Genomic DNA, 25897 nt, shown 5'->3' on the forward strand with positions numbered 1-25897 from the left:
ATGCGCATCCAGCTCGACTTTCCCGCGGTACTGGCCGAATGGCCGCTGCTGCTGCACGGCCTCTACTGGACGGTGGGCCTGACGGCCGTCGCCACGGTCGTCGGCATGGCCCTCGGCATCGCCTTCGCCTGGGCGCGGGCCCACGGGCAGGCCTGGTTGCGCTGGGTGGTGGGCACCTACGTGGAGCTGATCCGCAACACGCCCTTCATCGTGCAGCTGTTCTTCGTCTTCTTCGGCCTGCCGGCCGCGGGGGTGAAGCTTTCGCCCGAGACGGCGTCGGTGATCGCGATGGTGGTGAACCTGTCGGCCTACGCCACAGAGATCATCCGGGCCGGCATCGAAGCCACCCCGCGCGGCCAGGTCGAGGCGGCCCAGAGCCTGGCCATGGGCCGGCTGCAGATCTTCACCCGGGTGGTGCTGCCGCCCGCGCTCGCCAAGGTCTGGCCGGCGATGACCAGCCAGATCGTGATCGTGATGCTGGGATCGGCCGTGTGCGGCCAGATCTCGACACCCGAGCTGAGCTATGCGGCCAACCTGATCCAGAGCCGCAACTTCCGCGCGTTCGAGGCCTTCATCGTCGCGACCGGCCTGTACCTGCTGCTGTCGATCGCGCTGCGGCGGCTGCTGCAGTGGGCCGGCCCGCGTTTCATCTTCGGCCGCTAGGAGCCCGGCATGGTCGAATTCACCCTTTGGGACATCCTGCGCAACCTGCTGCTGGCGGCGCGCTGGACGATCGCCCTGTCACTGATCGCCTTCGTCGGCGGCGGCATCGTCGGCATGGCGCTGCTGGTGCTGCGGCTTGGGCGCGGCAAGATCGCCGGGCAATTCGTCGCCGGCTACGTGCAGCTCTTCCAGGGTACGCCGCTGCTGATGCAGCTGTTCCTCGCGTACTTCGGCGTGGCGCTGCTGGGCATCGACACCTCGGCCTGGTTTTCTGCCGCGCTGGCGCTCACCCTCTACTCCAGCGCCTTCCTCACCGAAATCTGGCGCGGCTGCGTGGCCGCGGTGCCGCGCGGCCAGTGGGAGGCCTCGGGCAGCTTGGCGCTGAGCTTCGCCGAGCAGCTGCGCCATGTGGTGCTGCCGCAGGCGACGCGCCTGGCGATCGCGCCGACCGTCGGTTTCCTGGTGCAGGTGGTCAAGGGAACCGCCCTGGCCTCGGTGATCGGCTTCATCGAGCTGACCAAGGCCGGCAGCATGATCTCCAACGCCACCTTCAAGCCCTTCGTCGTCTACAGCTGCCTGGCGCTGATGTACTTCGCGCTGTGCTTCCCGATCAGCCTCTTCGCCAAGTCCCTCGAAAGGAAACTCCATGCAGACCGCCGTTGAACCCGTAGCCTTGGCGCCGGCCGTGCCGGGCGCACCCATTGTGCAGATCACGGGGCTGCGCAAGTCCTACGGCAGCAACGAGGTGCTCAAGGGTATCGACCTCAAGGTGGCGCGCGGCGAGGTGATCGCCATCATCGGCAAGAGCGGCTCGGGCAAGAGCACCCTGCTGCGCTGCATCAACGGGCTGGAGGTGTTCCAGGAGGGCGCCCTGACCGTCGACGGCAAGCCGCTGATCTACGACAGCGCCATGGCGATGCGCGAGCTTCGCCAGCGCGTCGGCATGATCTTCCAGAGCTTCAATCTTTTCCCGCACCTCTCGGTGGGCCGCAACGTGATGCTGGCGCCCACCCTGGTCAAGAAGAAATCCCAGGCCGACGCCACCGCGCATGCCAAGAAGCTGCTGGAGCGGGTGGGCCTGGCCGAGAAGTTCGACGCGCGGCCCGAGCAGCTCTCCGGCGGCCAGCAGCAGCGGGTGGCCATCGCCCGCGCGCTGGCGATGGAGCCGGCCGTGCTGCTATGCGACGAGATCACGTCGGCGCTGGACCCGGAACTGGTCGGCGAGGTGTTGCGGGTGGTCGAGTCGCTGGCGCTCGAAGGCATGACGCTGCTGATGGTGACCCACGAAATGAACTTCGCCCGCAAGGTGGCGGACCGGGTCATCTTCATGCACCAGGGCCGGGTGCATGAATCGGGCCCGCCGGCGGCGGTGTTCGGCAGCCCGCAAACGGCCGAGTTGAAGCAGTTCCTGTCGTCGCTGCACGACTGAGCCCGGGCGGGGTGGGAGGATCGCCGCTTCCCGTGGTCCGCATCACCCGGCTGCCGTGGGCCGCGTGGCCTTCCGAGTCGGCGATCAGCGTCCTGACCTCCTTGGCGGCCGAGGCCGACCGCTGCGTGAGGCTGCGCACCGCCGACGCCACCACCGCGAAGCCCCTGCCCTTCGCGTTGGCGTGGGGCCCCTCGACTGCGGCGTCGAGCGCCAGGATGGTGGCGGTTCGCGCTGCTTCAAGAGCCTGCGAAGGAACTGCAGGCAGGATGTAGCGGTCACACAGCGATGTCTCCAGCCCTGCACACCTCGCCCCCGAGTCCTCGCCGTCGCAAAGTCCTGTCTGCAGTCCTAGGAGGACTTGCAGCCTCGGCATGGTCAGTCAGATCGAACGCCGGCTACAACATCTGGACCGGCACCTACACCGTCAGCCGGGACGAAGTGCAGGCGGGCATCGCCAAGCGGTTTCCGGTGGGACTGCGCTACATGGAGATGTTCGAGGTGAAGCTGACCTCGCCGCGCGTAGCCCTGCTGCCGCAGACCAACCGGCTGGCGGTGACGGTCGATGCAACGGTGCGCAACCCGCTGTTTTTGCCCACCCCGGTGCCGGGCGTGCTGGCGATCAGCAGCGGCCTCAAGTTCGACGCCGCCTCCCGCACCGTCCGGTTGCATGAACCGACGGCCGAGCGCCTCGCGCTCCAGGGCCTGTCGGCCGACGACAGCCGCAACCTCCAGTCGCTCGGCGCCACCGTGGCACGCGAGTTGTTGCGGGACTATCCGCTGCACACCTTCACCGAAGACGAGTTGCGGCTGGGCAATCGCAAACTCGAGATCGGCGAGATCACCGTCACCGATGCGGGGCTGACGGTGGACGTGCGCTAGCCTCCCGTCAGGCCCGCGCCAGCAGCACCAGCGCGATGCCCGCCGCCGCCGGCAGTGCCTGCACGAAAAGTATCTTTCGGCCCACCGTCGCCGCACCGTAGAGACCGGCGACCAGTACGCAGCCGAGGAAGAACAACTGCACGCCGGCACCGGCAGCGCCCAGCCACAGCCCCCACAGCAGGCCGGCCGCCAGGAACCCGTTGTAGAGCCCCTGATTGGCCGCCAGCACTTTCGACGCCTGGGCCTGCGCCAAGGTTTGGCGGAACGTCTTCAGCCCCAGCGGCTTGTCCCACAGGAACATCTCCAGCACCAGGATGTAGACGTGGATCAGCGCGACGAGCGCGACGACGGCATGGGCAGCGATCAGCATGGTGGAATTTCCGGTTCAGGTGGTAGGAGTCAGCGGTCGGCGCTCTCGGGCAGAGGCGCTCCGCACTGCATGCAGAAGCGCGCCTGGGCAGCATGGCCGGCGGCGCCGCAGGCCTCGCAGGCCGGCGTGCCGGGCGAGAGCATGACCCGCCGAGCGGTCATCTCGGCGGTGACGATGCCGGTCGGCACGGCCAGGGTGCCCCAACCGAGCAGCATCATGACCGAGGAGATCAGCCGGCCCAGGTCGGTGCGCGGGGTGATGTCGCCGAAGCCGACGGTCGTCATGGTGGTGATCGCCCAGTAGACCGACGTCGGAACGCTGGTGAAGCCGTGCTCGGGCCCTTCGACGACGTACATCAGCGTGCCGACGACCAGCACGATCATCAACACCGCCGAGAGGAACACCATGATCTTGCGCCGGCTGCTGTGCAGCGCCTGGCCCAGCGCCTGGAACTCGACCACGTACGCCGCCAGCCGGAACACCCGGAAGACCCGCAGCAGCCGCAGGATGCGCACGTCGATCAGCGCATGCAGTTCGGGGAACACCAGTGCCAGGTAGGTCGGCAGCAGAGCCAGCAGGTCGACGATGCCGAAGAAGCTGCGGGCATACCGCCAGGGATGCTGCAGGCACAGCAGCCGCGCGGCATATTCCAGCGTGAAGAGCACGGTGAAAACCCACTCCAGCCGGCTGAACAGCAGATGGTGCCGGTCGTGGACCGACTGCACGCTGTCGGCGATCACCACGCCCACGCTCAGCACGATGAGCAGTATCAGCAGCTTGTCGAAGTTGCGGCCGGCCGTGGTTTCGGACTCGAAGATGATCCGGTAGACGTCGAGGCGCCAGCCGCGCTCGGGCTTGCCGAAACGGATGGATTCGGGCGGGGATGTCGGGGGTGCGGCGGCCATCCGGTCGATTCTAGAAGCCGGCCGACGGCCGCCGGCCGATGCGCGGCGTTGTCGTCTTTTTCGCCCGCTTCTAGACTGCCGCCTCCGCTACCACCGGGAGTCCGCGCATGGCAACGTCCAAACCGTTTTTCGGCAAGCTAGATCCGATCGGCAAGAAGCTCGGCGATGTCGTGCTGGACAGGCAGAAGATCCCGCACGAGATCAAGCTGCTGCCGCCCGACCTCGACAAATGGCTGACGAAGAACCCGACCGTGAGCGGCTCCATCGTGTGGGAACGGCCCGACACCGCCCTGGCAAAGCACGGCCCGGCGGCGTGGAAGGACTGGAACACCGGCGAGCGCCAGTTGTTGAAGGACGCCTTCGCCAAGGCGTGGTACGGGACGCTATCGGCCGATCCGACGCCGTATCCCAACACGTTCGTCCCGCCGCCGGGCGAGCATCCGACGACCGTCCTCACCCAGGCGGTGGCGCTGCAGCACTACATGGAAAGCGTGGCGACCTGCCTGGTCTCGGACATGCGGCTGCCGCCCGCATTCGGGTTGTCGCAACGCACGGAGGAGGAGCGGGCCTGGCTGCTGGACAGCCGGTCGCTGTTCGAATGGGTCAACGCGGTGGGTTCCGGCGGCCAGAAGTTGATCGGCTACATGGTCAATGCTTGGGTGCTGCCGTCGCGACCGGGCTACATGCGCCAGGCGCTCGATACCTTCAGCCTCCTGCGCTCCACCCATTTGGACACCGTGGTCGAGATGGTGCGGTTCTGCGGCACGCTGTTCCATTTCGGCGGCGCGCCGGGAGCCGACGAGTACGAGAACCATTGGCACTACCGCGGCTACATGCCGGTGTCGCGCTGCATCGAGGGCACGATCCCGACGCCGTCGCCCGACCATCCCTACCAGGAAACGACGGTCAAGCGCTGGACCGCGGGCTGCGCGGGCACGGTGGGCCTGATGAGCCACCTGCTGCGGATGGCGAACGTACCGGTCATCAAAGGCTACGCCTGCGACCATGCGCTGCCGCACTTCTCCTCCATCGGCCGGTGGCTTTCCCACGGCGACGATCCGTACCCGCTCAAGTACCACCCCGAGATCGATCCAGCGCAACTGCTGATCGACGAAGCGACGCACCAGGCCTGGTTCGGACCGGAAGCGGACGCCTGCGGCAACATCGGTCGGCGCGCCAAGGAAGTCTTCGGGTGAACGCTCCAGGTCATTGAAGCGCCAGCAACTGCCCCGGTGCGCCGGGCCCGTGGCGGAACACGGAGACGGCCCGCACCAACTGTTCCGCCTGCAGCCGCAGGCCCGATGCGGCCGCCGCGCTCTGCTCGACCAGCGCGGCGTTCTGCTGGGTCATCTCGTCCATCAGCGTGACCGAGCCGCCCACCTGCTGCATGCCCTGGTTCTGCTCGTCGGTGGCGTAGCTGATCTCGTTCATCAGCGCACTGACGCGCTTGACCGCCCCGACGATCTCGACCATGGTGCTGCCCGCGTCGCCCACCAGCGCGGTGCCACGCGCGACCTGCTCGGCACTGGCCTCGATCAGCGACTTGATTTCCTTGGCCGCCGCCGCGCTGCGGCCCGCCAGGCTGCGCACCTCCGCCGCTACCACCGCGAATCCGCGGCCCTGCTCGCCCGCCCGCGCCGACTCCACTGCGGCGTTGAGCGCCAGGATATTGGTCTGGAAGGCGATGCCGTCGATGACGCCGATGATGTCGGCGATACGGCTGGAGCTGACCTGGATGCCCTTCATCGTCTCCACCACCTGCTCGACCACGCCACCACCGCGGGTGGCGACTTCGGACGCTTGGAGCGCGAGCTGGTTCGCGTTCTGTGCATTGGCGGCGTTGTGCTGCACCGTGGAGCCCAGCTCTTCCATCGACGCGGCCGTCTGCTGCAGCGCGGACGCCTGCTGCTCGGTGCGCCGGCTGAGGTCGTGGTTGCCTTCGGCGATCTCGCTGCTGGCCGACGCCACCGCCACCGCGTTCTCGCGCACGGTGCCGACGATGCCGCCGAGCTTGTCCTGCATGTTGCGCAGCGCCATCAGCAACTGGCCGGTCTCGTCCTTGGCCAGGATGTCCACTCGGTGGGACAGGTCGCCGTCGGCGATGTGGTCGGCCACCTCGACCGCCTGCTTGAGTGCCCGGGTGAGCCGCACCGTGATGGTGTATGCGGTGCCTAGCGCCACGGCCGCCGACAGCAGGCAAAAAGCCAGCAGCATCGCGCGCTGCCGCTCGAACTGCGCGGTGGCGTCTTCGATGGAGGCCTGGGCGCGCTGCTCGGTGAAGTCGGAGTACGCCTGTGTCGCCTGCACCAGCTGCAGCAGCAGCGGATTGCACTTCTCGATGATGGCCGCGATCGCCTCGTCCCGCTTCTGCTCGCGGGCCAGCTGCACGATGGTCAGCGCCACCGGGGTGTACTGGCGTTCGATCTCCTGGATGCGCGCGTACAGATCGTTCGCGGTGGCGTTCGGCTCGGGCGATGCGGCGAGCATCGCGCCGAGCTTCTGAAGGTTGGTGTCCACGTCCTTGTGGGCCTGCAGCACGCTCGCGTACTCGGCATCCGCATCCTGCGGGCGGCCGGCGATCACCAGGTTGCGGGCCGCGATCGCCCGCCGGTCGACGGAGGTGCGGACATGCTCGGCCACCCGCGCGCGCGCGCTCAGCCCGTTGACGTACTGGCTGAACTGAGTATTGGCATTGGAAAGGGCCACGAGGCCCGAGGCGGCCACCGCGAGCAGAAGCGCGGTGAGCACGCCGAAATTGATTGCGAGCTTGGTCTTGACCGACAGGTCCCGAAACGCCATAACGACTCCTAAATTTAGACGCCAGGCAGGCACGACCGGTGGCCGCGCGCGAGATGTGGGTCTGAACACATCATCGGCTTATTTATACCCGGCTTAAATTTAGCTGAAGTTGGGAGTTTCCAGGGGATAAAAAGAAGGGGCGAACCCTGCCATACGCAGCGATGCGCAGGGAACGTGGGCGGATCAGACCTGGGGGGCCGCCTGTACCGAGGCCGGGGGAAGGCTGTCGACCTGCATCGACAGATCGAACAGCTTGGCTTTGCCGGCGTAGTAGCGGTCGAGGCGCCACTCCTGCAGGATGTCCATGGCGAGGCCGAAGCGGGGATAGTCGAGCTTGTAGAGGCTGCCGAGCTCGAAACTGCCGGCCGACTCGAGCGCCAGGACCAGTTTGGCCAGCGTCTTCGCGCCGTCGCTTTCGGGGTCGGATTCGATGAAATGGCGGGCTTGTTTGATGGCGTTCATGTCGTGCGGTAGGGAGAAAAGCCGCACTCTACCGCCCGCTATGCCCGATTTTTGTGACATCCGCATGACACGGTGCCGCGCAAAGGTCATAACCCCGACGGGGCTTCTACCTAGACGGCGTTCACGGACTCCTGCAGCGCCCGCCACATCACCTTGCCGCTGCCGCTCTTGGGCAGTGCCGCGACGATCTCGACCACGCGGGGGGCCTTGTAGACCGCCATGTTCTCGCGGCACCAGGCGACGATGTCCTTGGCCGGCGTGTCGGCATGGCTGTGGCGCAGCACCACGATCGCCTTGACGCTCTCGCCGCGGTACGCGTCCCGCGTGGCGATGACGCAGGCCTCCTGGATCGCAGGGTGGCGGAACATCAGCGCCTCCACCTCGGCCGGCCAGACCTTGAAGCCGGAGGCGTTGATCATCCGCTTGAGCCGGTCGGTCATGAAGAAATAGCCGTCTTCGTCGGTACGGCCCAGATCGCCGGTCCGGAAGAACCGCTTGCCGTCTCGCTCGATGAAGGCCGCCCTGGTGGCGTCCGGCCGCTTCCAGTAGCCCGAGAAAACCTGCGGCCCGCAGATCACGATCTCGCCCTGCTCGCCCTGTGCCACCGGCTCCAGCGTGTCCGGGTCGACGATGTGCGACTCGGTGCTGACGAACGGGATTCCCAGGCACTGCTGCTTGGGCGCGTCGGGCGGGTTGGTGTGCGACGGGGCGGCGGTCTCGGTCAGGCCGTAGCCCTCGGTGTAGCGCAGGCCGAATTCCTCCAGCAGCCGCTGCGCCACCGCCTGCGGCATGGCCGCCCCGCCACCGCCGATGTAGACCAGGCTCGAGAGGTCGTAACTGTGCATCTGCGGGCTGCCGAGCAGGTCGATCACCATCGTCGGAATGTTGGTCCAGTGGGTCACGCGGTAGCGGGAGATCAGCCGTCCGGCCAGGTCCCGGTCCCAGCGTGGCATCACCACCAGCGTACCGCCACCATAGATCACCGTGTGCAGCATACTCACCATGCCGGTGATGTGGAACATCGGGATCACCGCGAGCGTCACGTTCTCCGAAGTGCCGTTGCTCCAGGCGAGGCTGGCCACCGCGTTGTGCATGATGCCCGCGTGCCGGTGCATGCATCCCTTGGGCAGGCCGGTGGTGCCGCTGGTGTAGGGCAGCAGCGCCAGGTCGTCGGGGCCCACATCCAATGGCGGGGCTGCGGCGACGCAGGCCAGGGCATCGGTCCACGGATGCACGGCGCCACCGGCCAGGACGGGTGCCGCGTGCCGGTTGCCGAGCCACTCGCGCCAAGCGGGCGGTGGGGCGCTTTCGCCTTCCGTACCGGTATCGAACGCGTCGGAGAAGTGCGTCACCACCAGGTGCTGCAGGCCGGTGCCCGCGGGCAAGGCATTGCTGGCCGCCGCGAAGTCGCCGGCCAGGTCGGCGGTGGTGATCGCCACCCGTACGTCCGGGTCGGTGATGTAGTGCTTCAGCTCCTCTGCGCGATTCATCGGATTGACCGGTACCACCACCGCGTTCGCCCGCAGGATCGCGAAATGCGCTACCACCAGTTGCGGGCAGTTCTGCATGTTGAGCGCGACGCGGTCACCCTTGCGAACGCCCAGATGGAAGAGATGCGCGGCCAGCCGCTCGGCCTGGTCCGCCAGCTCCGCGTAGGTCGTGGTACGCCCGAAGAACACCAACGCGGCTTTCTGAGGGTAACGGCGGGCCGATGTGGCCAGGTTGTCCCAGAGCGATACCGCCGGCGGGGTGATGCGATGGGGCAGGCGCCGGGGCCAGAACTTGTAATGCGATTGCATGCGGTCTCCTTGCGCCCAGGGTAGCGCCGGAGCCGCAGCGCGCACACCGGGCCAGCCCCAGGCACGGGCGTTTCAGGTCACCTCCGCGACGCGCGGCGGCTGGAGGCAGTACCCGCTGTGGGACATGCCTGACGGCTTTTCAGGCCGCGCTCCTGCCGGTGAAAGCCGGCGCGCCCCCGACCATCCGGTCAGACGTCCGAAACGTCACGGCCCGGCCGGGTCGCCATAAACACAGTCACACCGTGACATTCGAGGAGTAATCACCATGTCCCTTTCGTTCATTCTGTTGATCGTCCTGATCCTGATCCTGGTGGGCGTCCTGCCGACGTGGGGACACAGCCGTTCGTGGGGCTACGGCCCGAGCGGCGGCATCGGCCTGGTTCTGGTGATCGTGATCGTGCTGCTGCTGATGGGCCGCATATAAGGTCCGACGGCTTGCCGTCGCAATGAAGAAGGGGTCCTGCGGGACCCCTTCTTCATTGGTGCCTCGGTTGTGGCCTCAGGGTACCGATGTCGCAGCGGTGCCCGGCGCGGCAACGGCCGATGCCGGTACCGGCACCATCATCACCGGCTCCCGCGGCACCGGCGGCTCGTAGCGCAGACCGGCAGGCAACAGCGCATCGGCCCAGCCGAAGCGCCACGCCATGGCCAGCACGACCACCGCAGCGACCCCCATGCCGATCAGCCAGGCCTTGCCGTGGCGCTCCTTGAAAGGGTCTTGCAGCAGCCGCGACGCGCTGGCGGGCACATGGCCGGTCTGGGACAGCGAGGCACCCAGCCGCACGTTGACCTTCATGCGCCCGTTGATCGCCCAGCCGCTCGCATCCAGTATCGGCCCCAGGCTGCGCTGGCGCAGCTTGAGCCAGGCGATCAGCATGCTGGGGCCCGAGATGGCCAGCACGATGCCGCAGAGGGCGATCGGGATCCACGGCCCCAGGTCGACGAACTTGCCGAACACCCCGACCAGGACCGCGCTGATGCTGCCCAGCGCCACCCCGATCGCGGCCACCGTGCCGACATCGACCCGGCCCGGCAGTTTCTCCGCCGCGGTGGCGACCGCCGGCATCGCGCCGCCGGGTTTCGACGCCGACACCACACCGCTCGCCAGCGAGTTGAGCGAGGCCTGGGCCGCCGTTTCGCTGGCCGCCGCGCGTTTGGCGACCTGCTCTTCCAGCACCCGCAGGAACTTCTTGTAAGGCGACAGGAACGCCTGGCCGACGCTGGTCGGGTTCTCGATCAGCTTGGTGATCGTCGCGTCCCAGTCGTGGCCTTCCCGGTCGTAGAAGACGCCGTTGCGGCCGACGAAGAGAAAATCCACGTCGCCCGCGGTGAAGGCCGCGGCGATCTGCATCGTCTTGCCCTGCCGGGTGCAGGTGCAATAGGCCAGGTAGGTCTTGGCCAGGCCGGCCAGCACGGCGTGCTTGGTGGCATCGGCCACCTGCACCACCAGGTCGCAGCTGCGGCCGTCCAGGTACAGCGTTCCGGCCTGGAACACCGCACCCTTGCGGCCGTAGAACTCCTGGAACGACACGAAGTTGTGCAGCAGCCGCAGCAGGTCGCGCTTGAAGCGCAGCAGCTTCTCCAGTTCGCCGATGCGGGTGTTGTGCGGCTCCATCGCCTGGTCCTGCGCGATTAGCTCGAGCACCGATGCCTCCGCCCCCTGCGCGAGACGGCGGCGCAGCGGCGCCACCTCCAGCGCGTCGAGCCTGGTCGACGGGCGGGAGCGCAGCCACGCACAGCTGGCGGCGAGCCGGGTCTTGAGCGACTCCCACTGCGCTTCTTCCAGCAACTCCGAACCATCGCCGAGCAGCGGCACCACGACATGACGGCGCAGAGACGCCAGCCCTTCGGCCCAGGCCGGATTGGCGCCGGCTCCTAGCGGCAACGGCCGTCCCGGCCACGCAGGCGCCAGCGGCAGGTCGGCGATCGCCGCCGATTGCGCCTGCAGCGTCTGCGCGCCCAGCGCACGGTAGGCGTCGGAGCCGGGATTCAGCTCGGGCGTGGCCCGCGGGTCGTAGGCCGCAACGCGGCAGCGGGCGAAGAAGTCGTCGACCTTCACCCGCACTTTTTCCAGCGCCTCGGCCGCCGGCAGGGTGTCTGCGCCGAGCGGCAGCGCCGCGTCGTCGTGCAGGGCCTGGGCATGCCAGGCATCCAGCCGCCGCGCGTCGGCAAAGAACGCCCGGGCCCGCACCAGGTCGATGCCGGGCTGTCCGTTGCAGTCGGCGACGCTGCCCTGCGTGGCGGCGATCTGCTCGACCACCGCGCGTACCTCGGCGTCCTCCGCGGTGGCCGGCGTCACGATGCCGTCGCCGTTGAAGCGCATCGCCGCCAGCAGGCGGCTGCGGTCGACCACGTCGGCCAACGCGATCGTGTCGGCCTCGTCGCGGCCCAGCAGTTGCAGGATGCGGCGCGCCTCGCCCGCCAGTGCCGCACCGGAGGCATCTGCCTCGTCCAGCGCCGAAAGCGCCAGCGTGTCGCCCCCGCGCACCAGTTCGTCGGCGTCCTTCAGCTGCGCGCAGGCCCACCGGCAGGCGGCCAGCAGTTCGGGTGGACGGATGCGGCCGTCATGGTCGGTGTCGATGAGGTCGAGCGTGCGGGTGTCGAACTCCAGCGTGCGCGTCGGGCAGGCCAGCGCCACCCAGAGCTTCTGGTCGAGTTCGTCGAGATGGGCGATGTCGGCGCCGGTGCGGATCAGCACCTGGTCGACACCGCCCGCACGGAAGAATTGCCATGGATGCATCGGCAGAAAAACCTGGGCTGAAAGCGCGGCGGGGCGCAGCGGTCCGGCGCGCGGCGCCGGGGCGAAGCGACGGATTCTGAAGCGTGCGCCCGCCGCGCCGGTAAGCCCATGTTCGCGGCCGGCCGCCGTGCGGCGCGGTTCGCCAAGGCGACACGCAGCCCGGCCCGCCCCCCTACCCGGCCATCGGGCCGCGGCGCAGAATGTCCCGGCTGCCCTCGACAAGGAGACATCCGATGCACATCCCCTCGATGAAGGAACTCGTCAGCGCCGAAGAATGGCAACTGCGCTGCGACCTGGCCGCCTGCTACCGGCTGGTGGCGCTCTACGGCTGGAGCGACCTGGTCTTCACCCACATCACTGCCAAGCTGCCGCCGTCGGTGGCGGGCGACGCGCACCAGTTCCTGATCAACCCCTACGGACTGATGTTCGACGAGATCACCGCGTCGAGCCTGGTGAAGGTCGACATGCAGTGCAACAAGCTGCACGACTCGCCCTTCCCGGTGAACCCGGCCGGCTTCGTGATCCACAGCGCGGTGCACGCGGCCCGCGACGATGCGCAGTGCGTGCTGCACACCCACACCCGGGCCGGCGTGGCGGTGAGCGCGCAGCAGGCCGGCATCCTGCCGATCAGCCAGCAATCGACCTTCGTGCTGGCGTCGCTGGCCTACCACGGCTACGAGGGCGTGGCCTTCCGCGACGAGGAAAAGCCACGGCTGCAGGACGACCTGGGCAGTGCCAACTTCCTGGTGTTGCGCAACCATGGCCTGCTGGTGGTGGGCCGCAGCATCGCCGACGCGTTCCTGTCGATGTACACCTTCGAAAACGCCTGCCGCATCCAGATAGACGCGCAGGCCGGGGGTGCCCTGACCGAAGTCGATCCGCGCATCGTCGCCGGCACCGCCGCCGCGATGAAGGTGCAGACCGGCGGGCTGGGCGGCGCCTTCGTCTGGCCGTCGCTGCTGCGTCGGCTGGAACGGGCCGATCCGGGCTACCGGGACTAGCCATGGACGCCCGTGGCCCTGTTTTCAGCGAAAAGGGCCTGCAGCCGGCGTGCAGAGCCGACCATTTGCTATTAAATCAATAGCATAGCCTGGTGCGGCCAGCCGGGGTCACTACACTCGGGGCCCGCGCTCTCGCACCACGCCCCTTATCTCCCCGATGGACTTTCTCTTGCTGGCGACCATGGTCGCCATCGGCGCGTACGGCCTCAAGGCGCGCGACCAGGGCCGCCGCATCATCCTGCTGGGCACCCACCTGCGCCAGTACCAGATCGAAAAGCTGATGGAAAACCTGACCGAGGGCTACCTGCGCGCCCTGGGAGAGGACGATCCCGAGCGGCGCCAGCAGATCTGGAACCTGCTCCACGCCACGGAAGGCTCCCTGGCCAACCAGTTCCAGACTTTCGCGACCGAGTTCGCGCGGGTGGACGAATCGCAGACCCGGGTCAGCACCCTGCCCGTCGCCCTGCCCTACGCGGCCCGGCTGCTGCCGGCGGCCAGCTTCGACGTGCGCAAGGCGTTTTCGGTCCATGCGCGCGGCATCGCCGACGCGGCGCGCAATACCGAGCAGCGCTCGACCCGCGACCGGGCCTTCACCATGTCGGCCGAGCTGTTCCTGATGCAGCACACCTGCCACTGGTTCTGCCGCTCGAAGGCGGTCGCATCGGCCCGGATGATGGCGCGCCACCAGACGACGCACCAGCAGCTGGTCGACGCGGTGGCGCCGGACACCCGGCGCGCCTACCTGGCGCTGATCGAAGGCGCCAAGCCGCGCTGACCACAGGCGCTCAGTTGCCGGCCGCGAGGAACGGAAGCACCTGCGCCAGCAATGCGTCGGGCGCCTCTTCGGGCACGTAGTGGCCGCAAGGCAGCGCCTGGCCCCGCACGTCGTCGGCCACCCTGCGCCATTCCTCGAGCGGGCGGAAGCAGCGTTGCACCACGCCGTCGGCCCCCCACAGCGCCAGCAAAGGCATCGCCAGGCGGCGGCCCGCGGCGCGGTCGGCCCGGTCGTGCTCCAGGTCGATGCCGGCCGCGGCCCGGTAATCCTCGCACAGGCCGTGCGCCGCGCCGGGCTGGGCCAGGCAGCGGCCGTATTCGGCCAGCGCCCGCGGATCGAACGGCGCGAGGCCCGCGCTGCGGCGGCCCATCACGTCGCGCAGGTAGGCGGCCGGATCGGCCTCGATTAGCCGTTCGGGCAGCGGTGCGGGCTGGATCAGGAAGAACCAGTGCCAGTACGCGCGGGCGAAGGTCTCGTCGGTCTGCTCGTACATCGCCAGGGTTGGCGCGATATCGAGCAGCGCGACCCGCTCCACCGCATCGCCGTGGTCGGCCGCGAGCCGGTGCGCGACGCGGGCGCCGCGGTCGTGTGCCAGCACGGCGAAGCGCGGATGACCCAGCGCCTGCATCAGCCGCAACATGTCGCGCGCCATGGTCCGCTTGCTGTAGTTCGCATGGTCGGCGGCGCCGGCAGGCTTCGACGAATCGCCGTAGCCGCGCAGATCCGCCAGCACCACGGTGCGGGTGCGCGCCAGCGTCGGCGCCACCCGGTGCCATATCGCATGGGTCTGGGGATGGCCGTGCAGCAGCAGCAGGGCCGGGCCCCGGCCGGCGACCAGGGCATGGATCTCGACGCCGTCGTCGGTCGGGATGCGGTGCGGCGCGAAGCCGGGGAACAGGGTGGTGTCGTGCATGGCCCGATTCTCCCAAAGCCGCGGTGCCGCGTCGGCGCGGCACTCGCCCCGCTCTAGCGCGCGAGCTGCGACGCGGTGCGCGCCAGCGCGGTGATGCGGTCCCAGTCGCCGGCGGCGACGGCATCGGCCGGCGTCAGCCACGAGCCGCCCACGCAGGCGACATTGGGCAGCGCCAGGAATTCGGCGGCATTCGCCGAGCTGATGCCGCCGGTGGGGCAGAAGGTGATGTCGCCGAAGGGCCCGTGCCACGCCTTCAGCATCGCCGAGCCGCCCGCCTGCAGCGCGGGGAAGAACTTCAGCTCGGTCAGGCCGTCTTCCTGCGCCATCATGATTTCGCTGCCGGTCGCGACGCCGGGCAGCAGCGGCAGGCCCGCATCCTTGCAGGCCTGGCCGACCGCCCGGGTGTAGCCGGGGCTGACGGCGAAACGCGCGCCTGCCCGGGCCACCGCAGCCGCCTCGGTCGCGGTGCGGACGGTGCCGGCACCGGCGACCGCCTCGGGCACCTCGCGGGCGATCGCTTCAATGCAGGCCAGTCCCTGGGGCGTGCGCAGCGTCACCTCCAGCATGCGGATGCCGCCGGCCACCAGCGCACGGGCCAGCGGCACCGCATGGGCCACATCGTGCAGCACGATCACCGGGATCACCGGCGCGTCGCGCATCACCTCGAGCGCGGTCAGCGCAGCGTTCTTCACAGCCATGTACAAGCTCCTTCTTCGGCGGTCAGTGCGTTGCGGCGCATGCCGGCGAAGAGCTCGCGCCCCAGGCCCGCGCCGTTGTTCTTCGTGAGTTCCTCGGGCATTTCGGCCAGCGGCCGGGCCTCCCATTCGGCGGCCGGCACCAGCACCTCCAGCGTGCCGGCGTTCGCGTCGAGCCGCACCGGATCGCCGTCGCGCACCTTGGCCAGCATGCCGCCCGCCAGCGCCTCGGGCGATACGTGGATCGCCGCCGGCACGTTCCCCGACGCGCCGCTCATGCGGCCGTCGGTCACCAGCGCCACCCGGAAGCCACGGCCCTGCAGCACCGCCAGCGGCGGCGTGAGCTTGTGCAGCTCGGGCATGCCGTTGGCCTTGGGACCCTGCCAGCGCACCACGCAGACCACGTCGCGCTCCAGCAGGCCGTCGTGGAAGGCGCGCTGCAGGCCGTCCTGCGAATCGAACACCGCCGCCGGCGCCTCGATCACATGGCGGTCGTCCGGCACCGCCGACACCTTGATCACCGCGCGGCCCAGGTTGCCCTGCAGCAGCTTCAGGCCGCCGACCGGGCTGAACGGCGAGCCGGCCGGCCGCACGACGGTATCGTCGCGCGACGGCCCGATATCGGACCAGCGCAATGCGCCGGCCTCCACCGCCGGCTCGCGGGTGTATTCGCGAAGACCGCCGGGGCGCACGGTGAGCACGTCCTCGTGCATCAGGCCGGCATCGAGCAGTTCGCGGATCACGTAGCCCGGGCCGCCCGCGGCCTGGAACTGGTTCACGTCGGCGCTGCCGTTCGGGTAGACCCGCGTCAGCAGCGGCACCACGTCGGACAGCGCGGCGAAATCGTCCCAGTCGATGGTGATGCCGGCCGCGCGTGCCACCGCCACCCAGTGGATCAGGTGGTTGGTGGAGCCGCCGGTGGCCAGCAGTGCGGCCATCGCGTTGACGATCGCCCGCTCGTCGACCACTTGGCCGATCGGCGCGAAGCGCCCGGCGTCGCGCCGGATGCCGAGCACCGTGCGCACCGCCTCGCGCGTCAGCAGTTCGCGCGCATCGGAGCCGGGGTTGAAGAAGGCGGTGCCGGGCACGTGCAGGCCCATCGCCTCGAGCAGCATCTGGTTGCTGTTGGCGGTGCCGTAGAAGGTACAGGTGCCCGGGCTGTGGTAGGCCTGCTGCTCGGCCGCCAGCAGTTCGGGCCGGCCGACCAGCCCCTGGGCCGCCTGCTCGCGCACCTTGGACTTGGCTTTGTTGGAGAGGCCGCTGGTCATCGGCCCGGCCGGCACGAACACGGTCGGCAGGTGCCCGAAGTGCAGCGCGCCGATCAGCAGGCCCGGCACGATCTTGTCGCAGACCCCGAGCATCAAGGCGGCGTCGAACACGTCGTGCGAGAGCGACACGGCAGCGGACATGGCGATGGTGTCGCGGCTGAACAGGCTCAGCTCCATGCCGGGCGTGCCCTGCGTCACCCCGTCGCACATCGCCGGCACGCCGCCCGCGACCTGCGCGGTGGCGCCGTGCAGCCGCGCTTCGTCCTTGACGAGGTCGGGATAGTGCTGAAAAGGCGCATGGGCCGACAGCATGTCGTTGTAGGCGGTCACGATCCCGATGTTGGGCGCTTTCGCCGCCACCACGCGGAACTTGTCGTTGCCCGGCATGCCGGCGAAGGCATGCGCGACGTTGGCGCATCCCATGCGCTCGGCGCCCGGCGCGCGGTGGGCCAGCGTATCGATCAGGGTCAGGTAGTCGTCGCGCCGCGGACGGCTGCGCTCGCGGATCCGGTCGGTCACGCGTTGGAGGGTCGAATTCAAAGTCATGTGGGGCTCCGGAGGCCTCTCCTGCTGCGCGTGGTCTGCGTGCAGAGGGCGGTCCGGTCATCCTACCCCGCGGCTCGGCAGCCACGTAGACGGAGGTTACGAACCGGTTACGAACGACGCGCCCGACAAACAGGCTAACGTCGATCGCTGGCAAGGCGCGCCAGCGCGCACCTGGTCAGTTCACCAGCATCACGTCGATGCGATTGGCCAGTTCCCGGTCGCCGCCCGCACTGGAACTGCCTGCCTGTGCGGGGGAGCGCAGTTCGATCTTGTCGTCGGGCAGACCCAGTCCCATCAGCATCTCGCGCACCTGGGCCGCGCGGCGCCGGATCAACGCGGCGTTGTCGTCGGGGCCGAGGGTGGGGTACTGGTAGCTGAGCACCACCGCGCGCATGCCGACGCCCATGCCCTTGACCACGTTGGCCAAGGCCTTGTCGGCCCCGGGCGTGAGCGCGGCGCTGCCGGGAGCGAAGTAGAACTTGACGATTCCCTCTTCGATCACCACGCGGGCGCCGTCGACGGACGTGGAATACACCGCTGCAGCCTGCCGGTGGTGCGGATGCAGCTGGCGGTGCACGACCGAGCCGACGAGCGTCGCGACCAGCACCACGATCAGCATCCCCACGAGGCCCAGTGCGAAACGCTGCTGGCTGTCAGGGTCACTCGAGGTGTTCATGCGGAAAGTCCAGGTGAATAATGGCTTGTCGCCAACGGGAAATTGTAAATGTCCTCTTCGTCCCGCACCCCGCCTCTCCGCGATCCCGCCGTGCCTTCCGTCGGTACGGTACGGGCGCACCGCGACCCGGCGGCCATGCTGGAGCAGGCCCTGGCGCAGTGGGGCGGACAGGACGACCTGTGGATATTCGGGTACGGCTCCTTGATCTGGCGGCCCGACTTTCCGTTCCAGGAACGCCGTGCGGCACTGGTGCACGGCTGGCACCGCGCGCTGAAGATGTGGAGCGCGGTGAACCGCGGCACGCCCGAATGCCGGGGCCTGGTGTTCGGCCTGCTGACCGGCGGCAGCTGCAAGGGCATGGTGTTCCGGGTGCAGGGAGCACGTGGCCGGCAGACGCTGATCGACCTGTGGAAACGCGAGATGGTCACCGGCGTCTACGACCCGCGCTGGTTGCCGCTGCGCACGGCGCAAGGTCCGGTCAAGGCGCTGGCGTTCACCCTTTCTCGCGACAGCCCGAACCACACCGGCGAACTGTCCGACGCGCAGTACCGCGACATTTTCGCGACCGCCATCGGCCGCTTTGGCACCACCCGCGACTATGCCCACGCCACCTACGCATCGCTGCGCGAGATGGGCATCGAGGACAAGGCGCTCGCGCGCATCCTGCGGCTGTCACAAGCGGAAGCACCCCGCTGAACCCGCGCGCTTAGAGTGCGCCGGATGTTCGCTCGCCCACCGCACGCTCGCCGCCCGCTCGCTTCGCCCACCTCGGCGGCGTGCCTGTCCTTTCTGCTGGCAGGGTGCGCGAGCGGACCGCAGGGCGCCGCCGCAGTGGCCGACCTGCAGCCGACGCCGGGCCATACGGCGACCGGCAGCATCGCATTCCGGCAGGTCGGCGGCATCGTGCAGGTCACCGGCACGGTTCGCGGACTGCCGCCCCGGACCGAGCACGGATTCCACATCCACGCGCTGGGCGACTGCGGCGACGACGGGATGGCGGCGGGCGGGCACTTCGATCCCCAGTCGCTACGGCACGGCCGCTTCGGCGATCCCGGCGTGCACGCCGGCGAACTCCCGAGCCTGCATGCCGACAGCACCGGCACCGCCACATTCAGCATCGAATCGCGCGCGATCAGCCTGGGCAGCGGGCCGACCGGCGTCATAGGCCGCGCGCTGGTCGTCCACCGCGACCGGGACGACTTCCGCACCCAGCCCGCCGGCGATTCGGGCCCGCGCATTGCCTGCGCGGTGATCGAACCCCGCTGATCAGACCGGCGACACGGCGGACCGTCGCCGCAGCAGGTCGCACGCATGCTGCAGATCGGCCAGGGTGTCTACGTCCGTGATGGCGCCGATGTCGTCGAGCGGCATCTTTGCTATTTTATTCATAGCGCCCAGCCGGCTAAGGACGTGCTTTGCGCCGTCTTTTCCATGGAGTTCCGCCAGTTCCGGGCCGACACCGGGCGCGAACCCCACGGGATGGGCACGCTGGTCCCCCACCCAGGGCACCACCGCGAGCGCCGCACCGGAGACCAGCCCGCCGGCCACGGCGACCAGGCTGGCCGGTGCGATCAGCGGCAAGTCGGCCGGCAGCACCAGCCAGCCGTGTGCATCCCGCGTCGCCCGTACGGCAGCTGCGATCGAATCGCCCATGCCGGGATGGCCCGCATCTTCCAGGTGCCAGGGCAGGCCGCTGGCCCGGACCGCGTCCAGCGTCCGCTGCAGCACACTGCGGCCGCACAGATCGGCCTGCAACTTGTGGACCTGGCCGCCCGACGCGCGGAACCGCGCACCCACGCCCGAGGCGAGGACCAGGATGGTCGGCAAAGCATCTGAAGAGATCTGCATTGGAGAATCGGTGCGGGCGGCAGTGTCGAGCTTACCGTGCGTGTGTCGTCGGTCTGCTGGGCCTGCCGGCGTGCTTGCCGTGCGATGCACAATCCGGCGATGGCATCTCTTCCCACCCACCCGCCCTCGCCGTCCGACATCGCCGCGCTGCGCAAGAGCTACGAACGCGCCGAGCTCGGCGAGCAGGATTCCGATGCCGACCCGCTCGCGCAGTTCGACCGCTGGCTGTCGGAGGCGCTCGCGAGCGCAGTGCCCGAGCCCAACGCGATGACGCTCGCGACCGTCGGCAGCGACCTGCGGCCCAGCAGCCGCATCGTGCTGGTCAAGGGCTACGACGCACGCGGCATCGTCTGGTTCACCAACTACGACAGCCGCAAGGGCCGGCAGCTGGCGGGCAACCCGTTCGCCGCCCTGCAGTTCCACTGGGTCGAGCTGGAGCGGGTGGTGCGCATCGAAGGCCGGGTCGAGCAGACCAGCGCCGAGGAAAGCGATGCCTACTTCCGCAGCCGGCCGCTCGATTCGCGGATCGGCGCCTGGGCCAGCCCGCAGAGCCAGGTGATCCCGAGCCGGTCGGTGCTGGTGGCCAATGCGGCGAAGTACGGCGCGCAGTTCCTGCTGCAGCCCCCGCGTCCGCCGCACTGGGGCGGCTACCGGCTGGTGCCCGACCGCTGGGAGTTCTGGCAGGGCCGCAAGAGCCGGTTGCACGACCGGCTGCAGTACCGGCTGCAGGCCGACGCGTCCTGGCAGCGCGAGCGGCTGGCGCCCTGAGCGCCTGCCTGCTCGCGCCGGCCCGCCGGATCAGAACTCGGCGCGCAGGCCGACCTTCAGGCTGCGTCCGGGCAGCGGCGCGCGCGGGAACGCGGTCGTCGTCAGGATCGATGTGGCGCTGTACGCGAGCCGGTCGGTGATGTTGTCGAGCCGCGCATACCAGAGCACCGAACTGCGCACGCTGCCCATTTGCACCTGGGTGGTGTAGCCCAGCGACGCATTCCAGAGCGTGAACGCTCCGGTCGCCCGCGAACCGTCGGCCGGCACACGGCTCTGCGCCGCGCTGTGGTCGAAACCCCCGCCCACGCGCCACGGGCCGCTGGACCAGAGCAGGCCGGCACCGGCACGCACCGGCGCGATGCGCGGCAGCGGCTGGCCGGTGTCGGTGTTCTCGGCCCGGACGAGGTCGCCGCGCAGGTTCAGGTCGAGGGCCGAACCCTCCACCGCCGCAGGCGCAGCGGCGAGTCCGCTGGCACCCCAGAGGCGCACCTTGCCGCTGGCTTCGATACCGTAGAAGCGGGCGCGCACACCGGAGTAGCGGTACTCGGGCAGTCCGTCGGTTCCGGCGGGCGGGTTGCGCACGCCGTCCTCGGAGATCACGTCGCCCGTCGGCGAGAGGCCGATGTAGTTGGAGAAGCGGGTGACATAGCCGGTGACCGAGAAGCGGTGCGGCCCTTGCTTCCAGGCGGCGCCCAGGTCGAGCCCCGTCGATTTTTCCAAGCCGAGCGCGCCGTCGCCGGTTTCCCACGCCGCGGTCGCCACGTGCGGCCCGTTGGCGAACAGCTCGTAGTCCTTGGGGGCCCGCTGGGTATAGGCCAGGTTGCTGGTCAGCTGCCACTGCGGCGCGAGCTGCACCAGTGCGCCGACCGCGGCGCTGTGCGGGTTGAACGTGCGGGAGCCCACCTCGAAACGGTCCACGTCCGGATTGCCGAACGACTGCACCTTGACCTGCTCGGTGCGGGCACCGAAGGTCAGCTTGCCCCAACCGGTCGCGAGCTCCTCGTGGGCGAAAAGCGCGGTCGAGCGGGTGCGGCTGGCCGGAGCGAAGGCCTCTTCGCCCAGCGCGGAGAAGCGGTTGGCTTCGGCCTGCAGGCCGACCACCCCCTGCAGGGCGCCGATCGCACGGTGCCGCGCCTCGATCCGCAGGTCGTTGCCGCGGTTGCGGAAGGTGGTACCGGGGGCGCCGCCTTCGAACTCGGTATGAACGTAGTCGGTATGGCTCGCGTTGAACTTGATGCTCTCCAGCGGGCCGGCGTCGATGCGCCACAGGCCCTCGAGCGCGTAGCGGTTGGAGCGCATGCCGATGGTCACGTCGTCCTCGGCCACGGTGCCGTAGTCGGTGCGGTAGGTGCTGGCCGATGCGCCCAGGTAGCCCCGGTCGAAGAACATCGTGCCGCCCACCGCGCCGCCGTGCGAGCTGCTGGACGAGTTGCAGATGCGCCGGGCCAGGCCGGGCGCGCCGGGCTTGGCGCAATCGAGCTGCACCGGCACCCGCACGTCGTCGGTCTTGCGGTCGAACACGTCGGCGTGGATCGCGAAGCGCTCGTTGCCGCCCTCCACCATCGCGGCGCCGCTGCGCTCGCCGTTGCCGGTGGCCAGGCCACCGTCGACCTTGCCGGTGACGCCGTCGATCGGTGCATGCGGTATGCGGTTGTCGATCACGTTGACCACCCCGCCGACGGCGCTGCCGCCGTAGAGCAGCGCGCCCGGGCCGCGCAGCACCTCGATGCGCTCGGTGGTCAGCGCCTCGGTCGGCACCGCATGGTCGAAGCTGAGGGCCGAAGCGTCAAGCGTCGCGCCGCCGTTCTGCAGGACGCGGATACGGTCGCCGTCCTGGCCGCGGATGATCGGCCGGCTGGCGTTGGGACCGAAGTAGGTGCTGCTGACCCCCGGCAGGCCGTCGAGCGTCTCGCCCAAGGTCGTGCGGCTGCGCAGGGTGAGCTCGTCGCCCTCCAGGCGCTCGGCGGGCACTACCGTGTCGGTTGCGCCGAGCGGGTTGCCGGTGACGGTGATTTCGCGCAGGTGGGACGTGCGCGACGAGGCGGCGTCGGCCGTGGATGCGGCCTGCGCAGAGGCATTGCCGGACGCCACCAGGGCGCACAGCGACAGGGCGGCAGCACCTAGGGCGCTGCTGCGGAACGGGATAGACATGGTGAAAACTCGTTGAACGGGACAGGCCGGCGGCATGCGGACGCACGCCGACAGCGAACGGCGACCGCCGCGAAGTGGCCGCCATGGGGCGACGGCGCACAGGGCGCCGCGCAGGTTCAACGAGCGGCAGGTGGGGCGCGGGCCTCGAAAACGGCACTGCCGCACGACGGCGACGGCTGCGGCGGCACGGCGAAGCGCACTGCCGTCCAGGCGACCGACACCACCAGGGGCGGAGCAGACGGCAGTGCGTCCGCATGGAGCAATTGGTCGTAGACACGGCAGTCGCCGGCGTCGTGCGTGCCGAACAGCCGCTGGAGACCATGCGTGCCGCCCGCATGGCCGTGCGCCGCGACCGCACCCGCTCCCTGCGGCGCAGCGGTGTGCTGAAGGCCAGTCGTGCCCTGCGGGACGGCAGGATGCACGACCGCATGCAGCTGACCCAGCCACGGGGCCAGCACCAGAAGCACGAGAAGGCACCAGCTGGCCGCGCGGCGGCGCAGCAGGCAGGATCGGTCGTGAATGGAGGGGAAGCGGAGGAGCATCGGATGCGCGCTGGCGGCCCCGCGGGCCGCGCAGGCGCCGATTCTCGCCGAAAGACGAGGGCGCGCCACGGTAACCGCCACCGTCGGGGCACCGGCCGTGAGCCCCAGCGCCCCGGGCGCCTACGTCTTGAGGTGCTGCGCGAACGTCTTGCGGAACTTCTCCACCTTCGGGCCGACGACGAAGGCGCAGTAGCCTTGCTGGGGGTGCTGCAGGAAGTAGTCCTGGTGGTAGTCCTCTGCAGGGTAGTAGTCGCGCAGCGGCTCCACTTCGGTGACGACGGTCGCGCCGCGCAGGGCCGGGTCCTGCTGCACGCGGGCGATCATCTCGTGGGCGACGGCCGCCTGCTCGGCGCTGGACGTGTAGATGCCACTGCGGTACTGCGTACCGACGTCGTTGCCCTGCCGATTCAGCGTCGTCGCGTCGTGCACCACGAAGAAGATTTCCAGCAGGGCACGCAAGTCGATCACCGACGGATCGAATGTGAGCTTAACCACCTCGACATACCCGGTGCGCCCGGTGCAGACCTGCTCGTAGGTGGGTCGGGGCCCGTCGCCGTTGGAGTAACCGCTCTCTACGTCGGTGACGCCGCGCACGCGGTCGAAGACGGCCTCGGTGCACCAGAAGCAGCCGCCGCCGAGCACGATGGTTTCTTGGGAAGCAGACATGGGTTCCTTTGTGAACGGCCGAAGCGGCCGTGAAGCGTTGGGTCTAATCGGCACCCATGCTAGGTGGGGCCCGCTGTGCCCGGTGCAAGACAAAGCCGCAATACGGCACTCGCGCGCATTGACCGGCCCGACCGCCTCCCCGTACACTAATAACCAGCCAGTCATTAATATGCCGAATTCCGCTTCTTCCTCCCAAGACGAGCCACCCCGTCGCGAACGCCGCAAGGAAGCCCGCCCGGGCGAGTTGCTGGCGGCCGCCCTCGACGTGTTCGTGGAGAAAGGCTATGCGGCCACCCGGGTCGACGAAGTCGCGGCGCGGGCCGGGGTTTCCAAGGGAACGTTGTTCCTCTACTTTCCCAGCAAGGAAGAACTCTTCAAGGCCGTGGTGCGCGAGAACATCACCGGCATGTATGCCGGCTGGTCGGCGGAGATCGACGAATTCACCGCGGACTCGGCCGAGATGCTGGTCTACGCCATGAACGCCTGGTGGCAGCAGGTGGGGCGCAGCAAGGCGAGCGGCATCTGCAAGCTGATGATGGCCGAGGCGTGCAATTTCCCCGAGCTGGCCGATTTCTACGAACAGGAGGTGGAAGCGCCGGGGACCGCCTTGCTGGCCCGCATCGTGCAGCGCGGCGTGGACCGGGGGGAGTTCCGCCCGGTGGACGTGGCCTATGCGGCCTATGCGCTCAAGGCACCGATGATGTTCCTGATGCTCCATCCCGAAGGCGACAGCGAAGGCTTCGATCCCGAGCGTTTCCTGCGCATCCAGATCGACCTGTTGTTGAATGGACTGGCGGTGCTTCCCGGTGTCGCCTCCGGAGCCGCAGCATCCTAAAATCGGCAGGTTTGCCTCGACGCTCCCGAAAGAATCCGATGAACATGCCCCTCAACACGCCTTTTCCCAACGCCACGACCTCGGACCAGGCCCGGTTCAACATGGTCGAGCAGCAGATCCGTCCCTGGGACGTACACGACAACGACGTGCTCGATCTGCTGGCCACGATGCGGCGCGAGGATTTCGTGCCGCCCGCGATGCAGAGCCTGGCTTTCATGGACCTCGAAGTGCCGCTTCCGGGCGGGCAATGCATGCTGGCCCCCAAGGTGGAAGCCCGCACGCTGGAGGAACTGGGCGTGAAGCCGCAGGAATCGGTGCTCGAGATCGGTACCGGCTCCGGCTACATGGCCGCGTTGCTGGCACGCCGCGCAGCCCGCGTCCTGACGCTGGAGATCGACCCCGCGCTGGCCGAGATGGCCCGCCGGAACCTGGAGCGCGCCGGCATCGCCAACGCCGAGGTGCGGATCGCCGACGGTGCGATCGGCGTGTCGCTCGGTGGCCCGTTCGACGTGATCGTGCTCAGCGGGTCGGTCGCGCAGGTGCCGCAGTCACTGCTCTCGCAGCTCAAGGTCGGCGGCCGGCTCTCGGCCATCGTCGGAGAGGAGCCGATGATGCGGATGACCTACGTGACCCGCACCGGCGAGACCACCTACGAGACGCGCCAGCCCTGGGATACGGTGGCGCAGCGCCTGCAGAACTTCCCCGAGCCATCGCGCTTCCAGTTCTGACACCTTTTCCTCTCTCCGGATCCGCACCATGCAGCCATCTTCCATCGCCCAGGTCCGCCCCGCTGAATTCGACGCCTGGCGCGCAGGCAGCGGCGCGGCCCAGCCGGTCGTGCTCGACGTGCGCGAGACCTGGGAGACCCAGACCGCCGCCGTCAGGCCGCTGGGCTTCTCCGTGGTCGCGATCCCGATGAACGAGATTCCGGCGCGCCTGGCCGAGCTCGACCCCGACGCGCCCATCGCCTGCCTGTGCCACCACGGTGCCCGCAGCCAGCGGGTTGCAGCGTTCCTGGCGCAGAACGGATTCGAGAAGGTCGTGAACATCGCCGGCGGCATAGACGCCTGGGCGTTGGAACAGGACGCCTCTGTTCCGCGCTACTGATCCACGCCGCTGTCCCCATCGCAGATGACGATTTCCCAGTAGATGCAGGCTTTGGCTGCG

Annotated in this window: 28 protein-coding genes and 1 pseudogene; 14 read left to right on the forward strand and 15 right to left on the reverse strand. The window is 69.1% G+C overall.

Features of this window, described 5'->3' with window-relative positions:
- The 3 genes from ASE76_RS10895 to ASE76_RS10905 are packed head-to-tail and all read left to right on the forward strand — an operon-like array spanning nt 1 to nt 2092.
- Nucleotides 1-663, forward strand: a complete 663-nt coding sequence (locus ASE76_RS10895) for an amino acid ABC transporter permease (RefSeq protein ID WP_055838937.1) — start codon at nt 1-3, stop codon at nt 661-663.
- 9 nt (nt 664-672) lie between these two features.
- Nucleotides 673-1326: an amino acid ABC transporter permease gene (locus tag ASE76_RS10900; protein WP_055838939.1), complete on the forward strand. Its 654-nt coding sequence runs from the start codon at nt 673-675 to the stop codon at nt 1324-1326.
- Nucleotides 1310-2092 (forward strand): amino acid ABC transporter ATP-binding protein, encoded by a 783-nt coding sequence (locus ASE76_RS10905; protein ID WP_055838941.1) that lies wholly within the window; start codon nt 1310-1312, stop codon nt 2090-2092. The genes ASE76_RS10900 and ASE76_RS10905 overlap by 17 nt, the downstream gene beginning before the upstream one ends.
- A gap of 25 nt (nt 2093-2117) precedes the next feature.
- Here the strand turns inward: ASE76_RS10905 and ASE76_RS21470 are convergent.
- Nucleotides 2118-2309, reverse strand: a pseudogene (locus tag ASE76_RS21470) (methyl-accepting chemotaxis protein); the annotation flags it as partial.
- Nucleotides 2310-2560: 251 nt separating this feature from the next.
- Between ASE76_RS21470 and ASE76_RS10915 the strand changes: the two are divergent.
- Nucleotides 2561-2971 (forward strand): DUF1439 domain-containing protein, encoded by a 411-nt coding sequence (locus tag ASE76_RS10915; protein ID WP_236698401.1) that lies wholly within the window; start codon nt 2561-2563, stop codon nt 2969-2971.
- Between the two features lie 7 nt (nt 2972-2978).
- Here the strand turns inward: ASE76_RS10915 and ASE76_RS10920 are convergent, their stop codons facing one another.
- Both ASE76_RS10920 and ASE76_RS10925 read right to left on the reverse strand, forming a co-directional pair.
- On the reverse strand, nt 2979-3341 hold the full coding sequence (locus ASE76_RS10920) for a DUF1304 domain-containing protein (RefSeq protein ID WP_055838947.1): 363 nt from the start codon (nt 3339-3341) through the stop codon (nt 2979-2981).
- Nucleotides 3342-3370: 29 nt separating this feature from the next.
- Nucleotides 3371-4246, reverse strand: coding sequence for an ion transporter (locus ASE76_RS10925; RefSeq protein WP_055838950.1), 876 nt, complete (start codon nt 4244-4246; stop codon nt 3371-3373).
- A gap of 107 nt (nt 4247-4353) precedes the next feature.
- Between ASE76_RS10925 and ASE76_RS10930 the strand changes: the two genes are divergently transcribed.
- A complete protein-coding gene (locus ASE76_RS10930) occupies nt 4354-5442 on the forward strand; it encodes a hypothetical protein (RefSeq protein WP_055838953.1) in 1089 nt (362 codons plus the stop codon).
- A gap of 10 nt (nt 5443-5452) precedes the next feature.
- Here the strand turns inward: ASE76_RS10930 and ASE76_RS10935 are convergent, their stop codons facing one another.
- The 3 genes from ASE76_RS10935 to ASE76_RS10945 all read right to left on the reverse strand — a co-directional run bounded on the left by ASE76_RS10935 (nt 5453) and on the right by ASE76_RS10945 (nt 9306).
- Complete coding sequence (locus ASE76_RS10935) at nt 5453-7045, reverse strand: methyl-accepting chemotaxis protein (protein ID WP_055838956.1); 1593 nt, start codon at nt 7043-7045, stop codon at nt 5453-5455.
- Between the two features lie 183 nt (nt 7046-7228).
- Complete coding sequence (locus tag ASE76_RS10940; protein ID WP_055838959.1) at nt 7229-7507, reverse strand: hypothetical protein; 279 nt, start codon at nt 7505-7507, stop codon at nt 7229-7231.
- Nucleotides 7508-7617: 110 nt separating this feature from the next.
- Nucleotides 7618-9306: a long-chain fatty acid--CoA ligase gene (locus ASE76_RS10945; RefSeq protein ID WP_055838962.1), complete on the reverse strand. Its 1689-nt coding sequence runs from the start codon at nt 9304-9306 to the stop codon at nt 7618-7620.
- A gap of 265 nt (nt 9307-9571) precedes the next feature.
- Here ASE76_RS10945 and ASE76_RS19990 point away from each other — a divergent pair, with 265 nt between their 5' ends.
- Nucleotides 9572-9730, forward strand: a complete 159-nt coding sequence (locus ASE76_RS19990) for a DUF3309 family protein (RefSeq protein WP_082448320.1) — start codon at nt 9572-9574, stop codon at nt 9728-9730.
- A gap of 75 nt (nt 9731-9805) precedes the next feature.
- Here the strand turns inward: ASE76_RS19990 and ASE76_RS10950 are convergent, their stop codons facing one another.
- Nucleotides 9806-12046, reverse strand: a complete 2241-nt coding sequence (locus ASE76_RS10950; protein ID WP_055838964.1) for a hypothetical protein — start codon at nt 12044-12046, stop codon at nt 9806-9808.
- A gap of 233 nt (nt 12047-12279) precedes the next feature.
- On the opposite strand from ASE76_RS10950, the gene ASE76_RS10955 reads away from it, so the two are divergent.
- Both ASE76_RS10955 and ASE76_RS10960 read left to right on the forward strand, forming a co-directional pair.
- Nucleotides 12280-13047: a class II aldolase/adducin family protein gene (locus ASE76_RS10955; protein WP_055838967.1), complete on the forward strand. Its 768-nt coding sequence runs from the start codon at nt 12280-12282 to the stop codon at nt 13045-13047.
- 157 nt (nt 13048-13204) lie between these two features.
- Nucleotides 13205-13822, forward strand: coding sequence for a hypothetical protein (locus ASE76_RS10960; RefSeq protein ID WP_055838969.1), 618 nt, complete (start codon nt 13205-13207; stop codon nt 13820-13822).
- A 10-nt stretch (nt 13823-13832) separates the two neighbouring features.
- Here ASE76_RS10960 and ASE76_RS10965 read toward each other — a convergent pair whose 3' ends face one another.
- The 4 genes from ASE76_RS10965 to ASE76_RS10980 form a co-directional block, all read right to left on the reverse strand.
- Nucleotides 13833-14735, reverse strand: a complete 903-nt coding sequence (locus tag ASE76_RS10965) for an alpha/beta fold hydrolase (RefSeq protein WP_055838972.1) — start codon at nt 14733-14735, stop codon at nt 13833-13835.
- 53 nt (nt 14736-14788) lie between these two features.
- On the reverse strand, nt 14789-15433 hold the full coding sequence (gene eda / locus ASE76_RS10970) for a bifunctional 4-hydroxy-2-oxoglutarate aldolase/2-dehydro-3-deoxy-phosphogluconate aldolase (protein ID WP_055838975.1): 645 nt from the start codon (nt 15431-15433) through the stop codon (nt 14789-14791).
- Nucleotides 15424-17244 (reverse strand): phosphogluconate dehydratase, encoded by a 1821-nt coding sequence (edd, locus tag ASE76_RS10975; protein ID WP_055838978.1) that lies wholly within the window; start codon nt 17242-17244, stop codon nt 15424-15426. The genes eda and edd overlap by 10 nt, the downstream gene beginning before the upstream one ends.
- Before the next feature lie 175 nt (nt 17245-17419).
- Nucleotides 17420-17920, reverse strand: coding sequence for an OmpA family protein (locus ASE76_RS10980; protein WP_055838981.1), 501 nt, complete (start codon nt 17918-17920; stop codon nt 17420-17422).
- 135 nt (nt 17921-18055) lie between these two features.
- On the opposite strand from ASE76_RS10980, the gene ASE76_RS10985 reads away from it, so the two are divergent.
- Nucleotides 18056-18616 carry a gamma-glutamylcyclotransferase gene (locus ASE76_RS10985; protein ID WP_082448322.1) on the forward strand — a complete coding sequence of 187 codons (561 nt, stop codon included), beginning with the start codon at nt 18056-18058 and terminating at the stop codon, nt 18614-18616.
- 135 nt (nt 18617-18751) lie between these two features.
- Nucleotides 18752-19186, forward strand: coding sequence for a superoxide dismutase family protein (locus tag ASE76_RS10990; RefSeq protein WP_236698402.1), 435 nt, complete (start codon nt 18752-18754; stop codon nt 19184-19186).
- On the opposite strand, the gene ASE76_RS10995 is transcribed toward ASE76_RS10990, so the two are convergent.
- Nucleotides 19187-19747 (reverse strand): NTP transferase domain-containing protein, encoded by a 561-nt coding sequence (locus ASE76_RS10995; protein ID WP_369793403.1) that lies wholly within the window; start codon nt 19745-19747, stop codon nt 19187-19189.
- 105 nt (nt 19748-19852) lie between these two features.
- On the opposite strand from ASE76_RS10995, the gene pdxH reads away from it, so the two are divergent.
- Nucleotides 19853-20536, forward strand: a complete 684-nt coding sequence (gene pdxH / locus ASE76_RS11000; RefSeq protein WP_055838992.1) for a pyridoxamine 5'-phosphate oxidase — start codon at nt 19853-19855, stop codon at nt 20534-20536.
- 30 nt (nt 20537-20566) lie between these two features.
- Here the strand turns inward: pdxH and ASE76_RS11005 are convergent, their stop codons facing one another.
- From ASE76_RS11005 to msrA, 3 genes are all read right to left on the reverse strand, one after another.
- Complete coding sequence (locus ASE76_RS11005; RefSeq protein WP_055838995.1) at nt 20567-22687, reverse strand: TonB-dependent receptor; 2121 nt, start codon at nt 22685-22687, stop codon at nt 20567-20569.
- A gap of 116 nt (nt 22688-22803) precedes the next feature.
- Nucleotides 22804-23229: a hypothetical protein gene (locus ASE76_RS11010; protein WP_055838998.1), complete on the reverse strand. Its 426-nt coding sequence runs from the start codon at nt 23227-23229 to the stop codon at nt 22804-22806.
- Between the two features lie 120 nt (nt 23230-23349).
- Nucleotides 23350-23895, reverse strand: coding sequence for a peptide-methionine (S)-S-oxide reductase MsrA (gene msrA / locus ASE76_RS11015; protein ID WP_055839001.1), 546 nt, complete (start codon nt 23893-23895; stop codon nt 23350-23352).
- A 169-nt stretch (nt 23896-24064) separates the two neighbouring features.
- Here msrA and ASE76_RS11020 point away from each other — a divergent pair, with 169 nt between their 5' ends.
- The 3 genes from ASE76_RS11020 to ASE76_RS11030 are packed head-to-tail and all read left to right on the forward strand — an operon-like array spanning nt 24065 to nt 25837.
- A complete protein-coding gene (locus tag ASE76_RS11020; RefSeq protein WP_055839004.1) occupies nt 24065-24730 on the forward strand; it encodes a TetR/AcrR family transcriptional regulator in 666 nt (221 codons plus the stop codon).
- Between the two features lie 38 nt (nt 24731-24768).
- Complete coding sequence (locus ASE76_RS11025) at nt 24769-25458, forward strand: protein-L-isoaspartate O-methyltransferase (protein ID WP_055839008.1); 690 nt, start codon at nt 24769-24771, stop codon at nt 25456-25458.
- 28 nt (nt 25459-25486) lie between these two features.
- Nucleotides 25487-25837, forward strand: a complete 351-nt coding sequence (locus ASE76_RS11030; protein WP_055839011.1) for a rhodanese-like domain-containing protein — start codon at nt 25487-25489, stop codon at nt 25835-25837.
- Nucleotides 25838-25897 lie beyond the last annotated feature (60 nt).

The sequence above is a fragment of the Xylophilus sp. Leaf220 genome (assembly GCF_001421705.1).
Classification (GTDB): Bacteria; Pseudomonadota; Gammaproteobacteria; order Burkholderiales; family Burkholderiaceae_C; genus Xylophilus.

Excerpts from the sequence above, each read along its gene's own strand:
- pdxH (WP_055838992.1), top strand. The coding sequence starts at position 19,853 with ATGCACAATCCGGCGATGGCATCTCTTCCCACCCACCCGCCCTCGCCG.
- ASE76_RS11005 (WP_055838995.1), bottom strand. The coding sequence starts at position 22,687 with ATGTCTATCCCGTTCCGCAGCAGCGCCCTAGGTGCTGCCGCCCTGTCG.
- ASE76_RS11030 (WP_055839011.1), top strand. The coding sequence starts at position 25,487 with ATGCAGCCATCTTCCATCGCCCAGGTCCGCCCCGCTGAATTCGACGCC.
- ASE76_RS10935 (WP_055838956.1), bottom strand. The coding sequence starts at position 7,045 with ATGGCGTTTCGGGACCTGTCGGTCAAGACCAAGCTCGCAATCAATTTC.
- ASE76_RS10895 (WP_055838937.1), top strand. The coding sequence starts at position 1 with ATGCGCATCCAGCTCGACTTTCCCGCGGTACTGGCCGAATGGCCGCTG.
- ASE76_RS10985 (WP_082448322.1), top strand. The coding sequence starts at position 18,056 with ATGCTGGAGCAGGCCCTGGCGCAGTGGGGCGGACAGGACGACCTGTGG.
- ASE76_RS10920 (WP_055838947.1), bottom strand. The coding sequence starts at position 3,341 with ATGCTGATCGCTGCCCATGCCGTCGTCGCGCTCGTCGCGCTGATCCAC.
- ASE76_RS11025 (WP_055839008.1), top strand. The coding sequence starts at position 24,769 with ATGAACATGCCCCTCAACACGCCTTTTCCCAACGCCACGACCTCGGAC.
- ASE76_RS10965 (WP_055838972.1), bottom strand. The coding sequence starts at position 14,735 with ATGCACGACACCACCCTGTTCCCCGGCTTCGCGCCGCACCGCATCCCG.
- edd (WP_055838978.1), bottom strand. The coding sequence starts at position 17,244 with ATGACTTTGAATTCGACCCTCCAACGCGTGACCGACCGGATCCGCGAG.
- ASE76_RS10905 (WP_055838941.1), top strand. The coding sequence starts at position 1,310 with ATGCAGACCGCCGTTGAACCCGTAGCCTTGGCGCCGGCCGTGCCGGGC.
- msrA (WP_055839001.1), bottom strand. The coding sequence starts at position 23,895 with ATGTCTGCTTCCCAAGAAACCATCGTGCTCGGCGGCGGCTGCTTCTGG.
- ASE76_RS10980 (WP_055838981.1), bottom strand. The coding sequence starts at position 17,920 with ATGAACACCTCGAGTGACCCTGACAGCCAGCAGCGTTTCGCACTGGGC.
- ASE76_RS10900 (WP_055838939.1), top strand. The coding sequence starts at position 673 with ATGGTCGAATTCACCCTTTGGGACATCCTGCGCAACCTGCTGCTGGCG.
- ASE76_RS11020 (WP_055839004.1), top strand. The coding sequence starts at position 24,065 with ATGCCGAATTCCGCTTCTTCCTCCCAAGACGAGCCACCCCGTCGCGAA.
- ASE76_RS10925 (WP_055838950.1), bottom strand. The coding sequence starts at position 4,246 with ATGGCCGCCGCACCCCCGACATCCCCGCCCGAATCCATCCGTTTCGGC.
- ASE76_RS10940 (WP_055838959.1), bottom strand. The coding sequence starts at position 7,507 with ATGAACGCCATCAAACAAGCCCGCCATTTCATCGAATCCGACCCCGAA.
- ASE76_RS10955 (WP_055838967.1), top strand. The coding sequence starts at position 12,280 with ATGCACATCCCCTCGATGAAGGAACTCGTCAGCGCCGAAGAATGGCAA.
- ASE76_RS19990 (WP_082448320.1), top strand. The coding sequence starts at position 9,572 with ATGTCCCTTTCGTTCATTCTGTTGATCGTCCTGATCCTGATCCTGGTG.
- eda (WP_055838975.1), bottom strand. The coding sequence starts at position 15,433 with ATGGCTGTGAAGAACGCTGCGCTGACCGCGCTCGAGGTGATGCGCGAC.
- ASE76_RS10950 (WP_055838964.1), bottom strand. The coding sequence starts at position 12,046 with ATGCATCCATGGCAATTCTTCCGTGCGGGCGGTGTCGACCAGGTGCTG.
- ASE76_RS11010 (WP_055838998.1), bottom strand. The coding sequence starts at position 23,229 with ATGCTCCTCCGCTTCCCCTCCATTCACGACCGATCCTGCCTGCTGCGC.
- ASE76_RS10930 (WP_055838953.1), top strand. The coding sequence starts at position 4,354 with ATGGCAACGTCCAAACCGTTTTTCGGCAAGCTAGATCCGATCGGCAAG.
- ASE76_RS10945 (WP_055838962.1), bottom strand. The coding sequence starts at position 9,306 with ATGCAATCGCATTACAAGTTCTGGCCCCGGCGCCTGCCCCATCGCATC.
- ASE76_RS10960 (WP_055838969.1), top strand. The coding sequence starts at position 13,205 with ATGGACTTTCTCTTGCTGGCGACCATGGTCGCCATCGGCGCGTACGGC.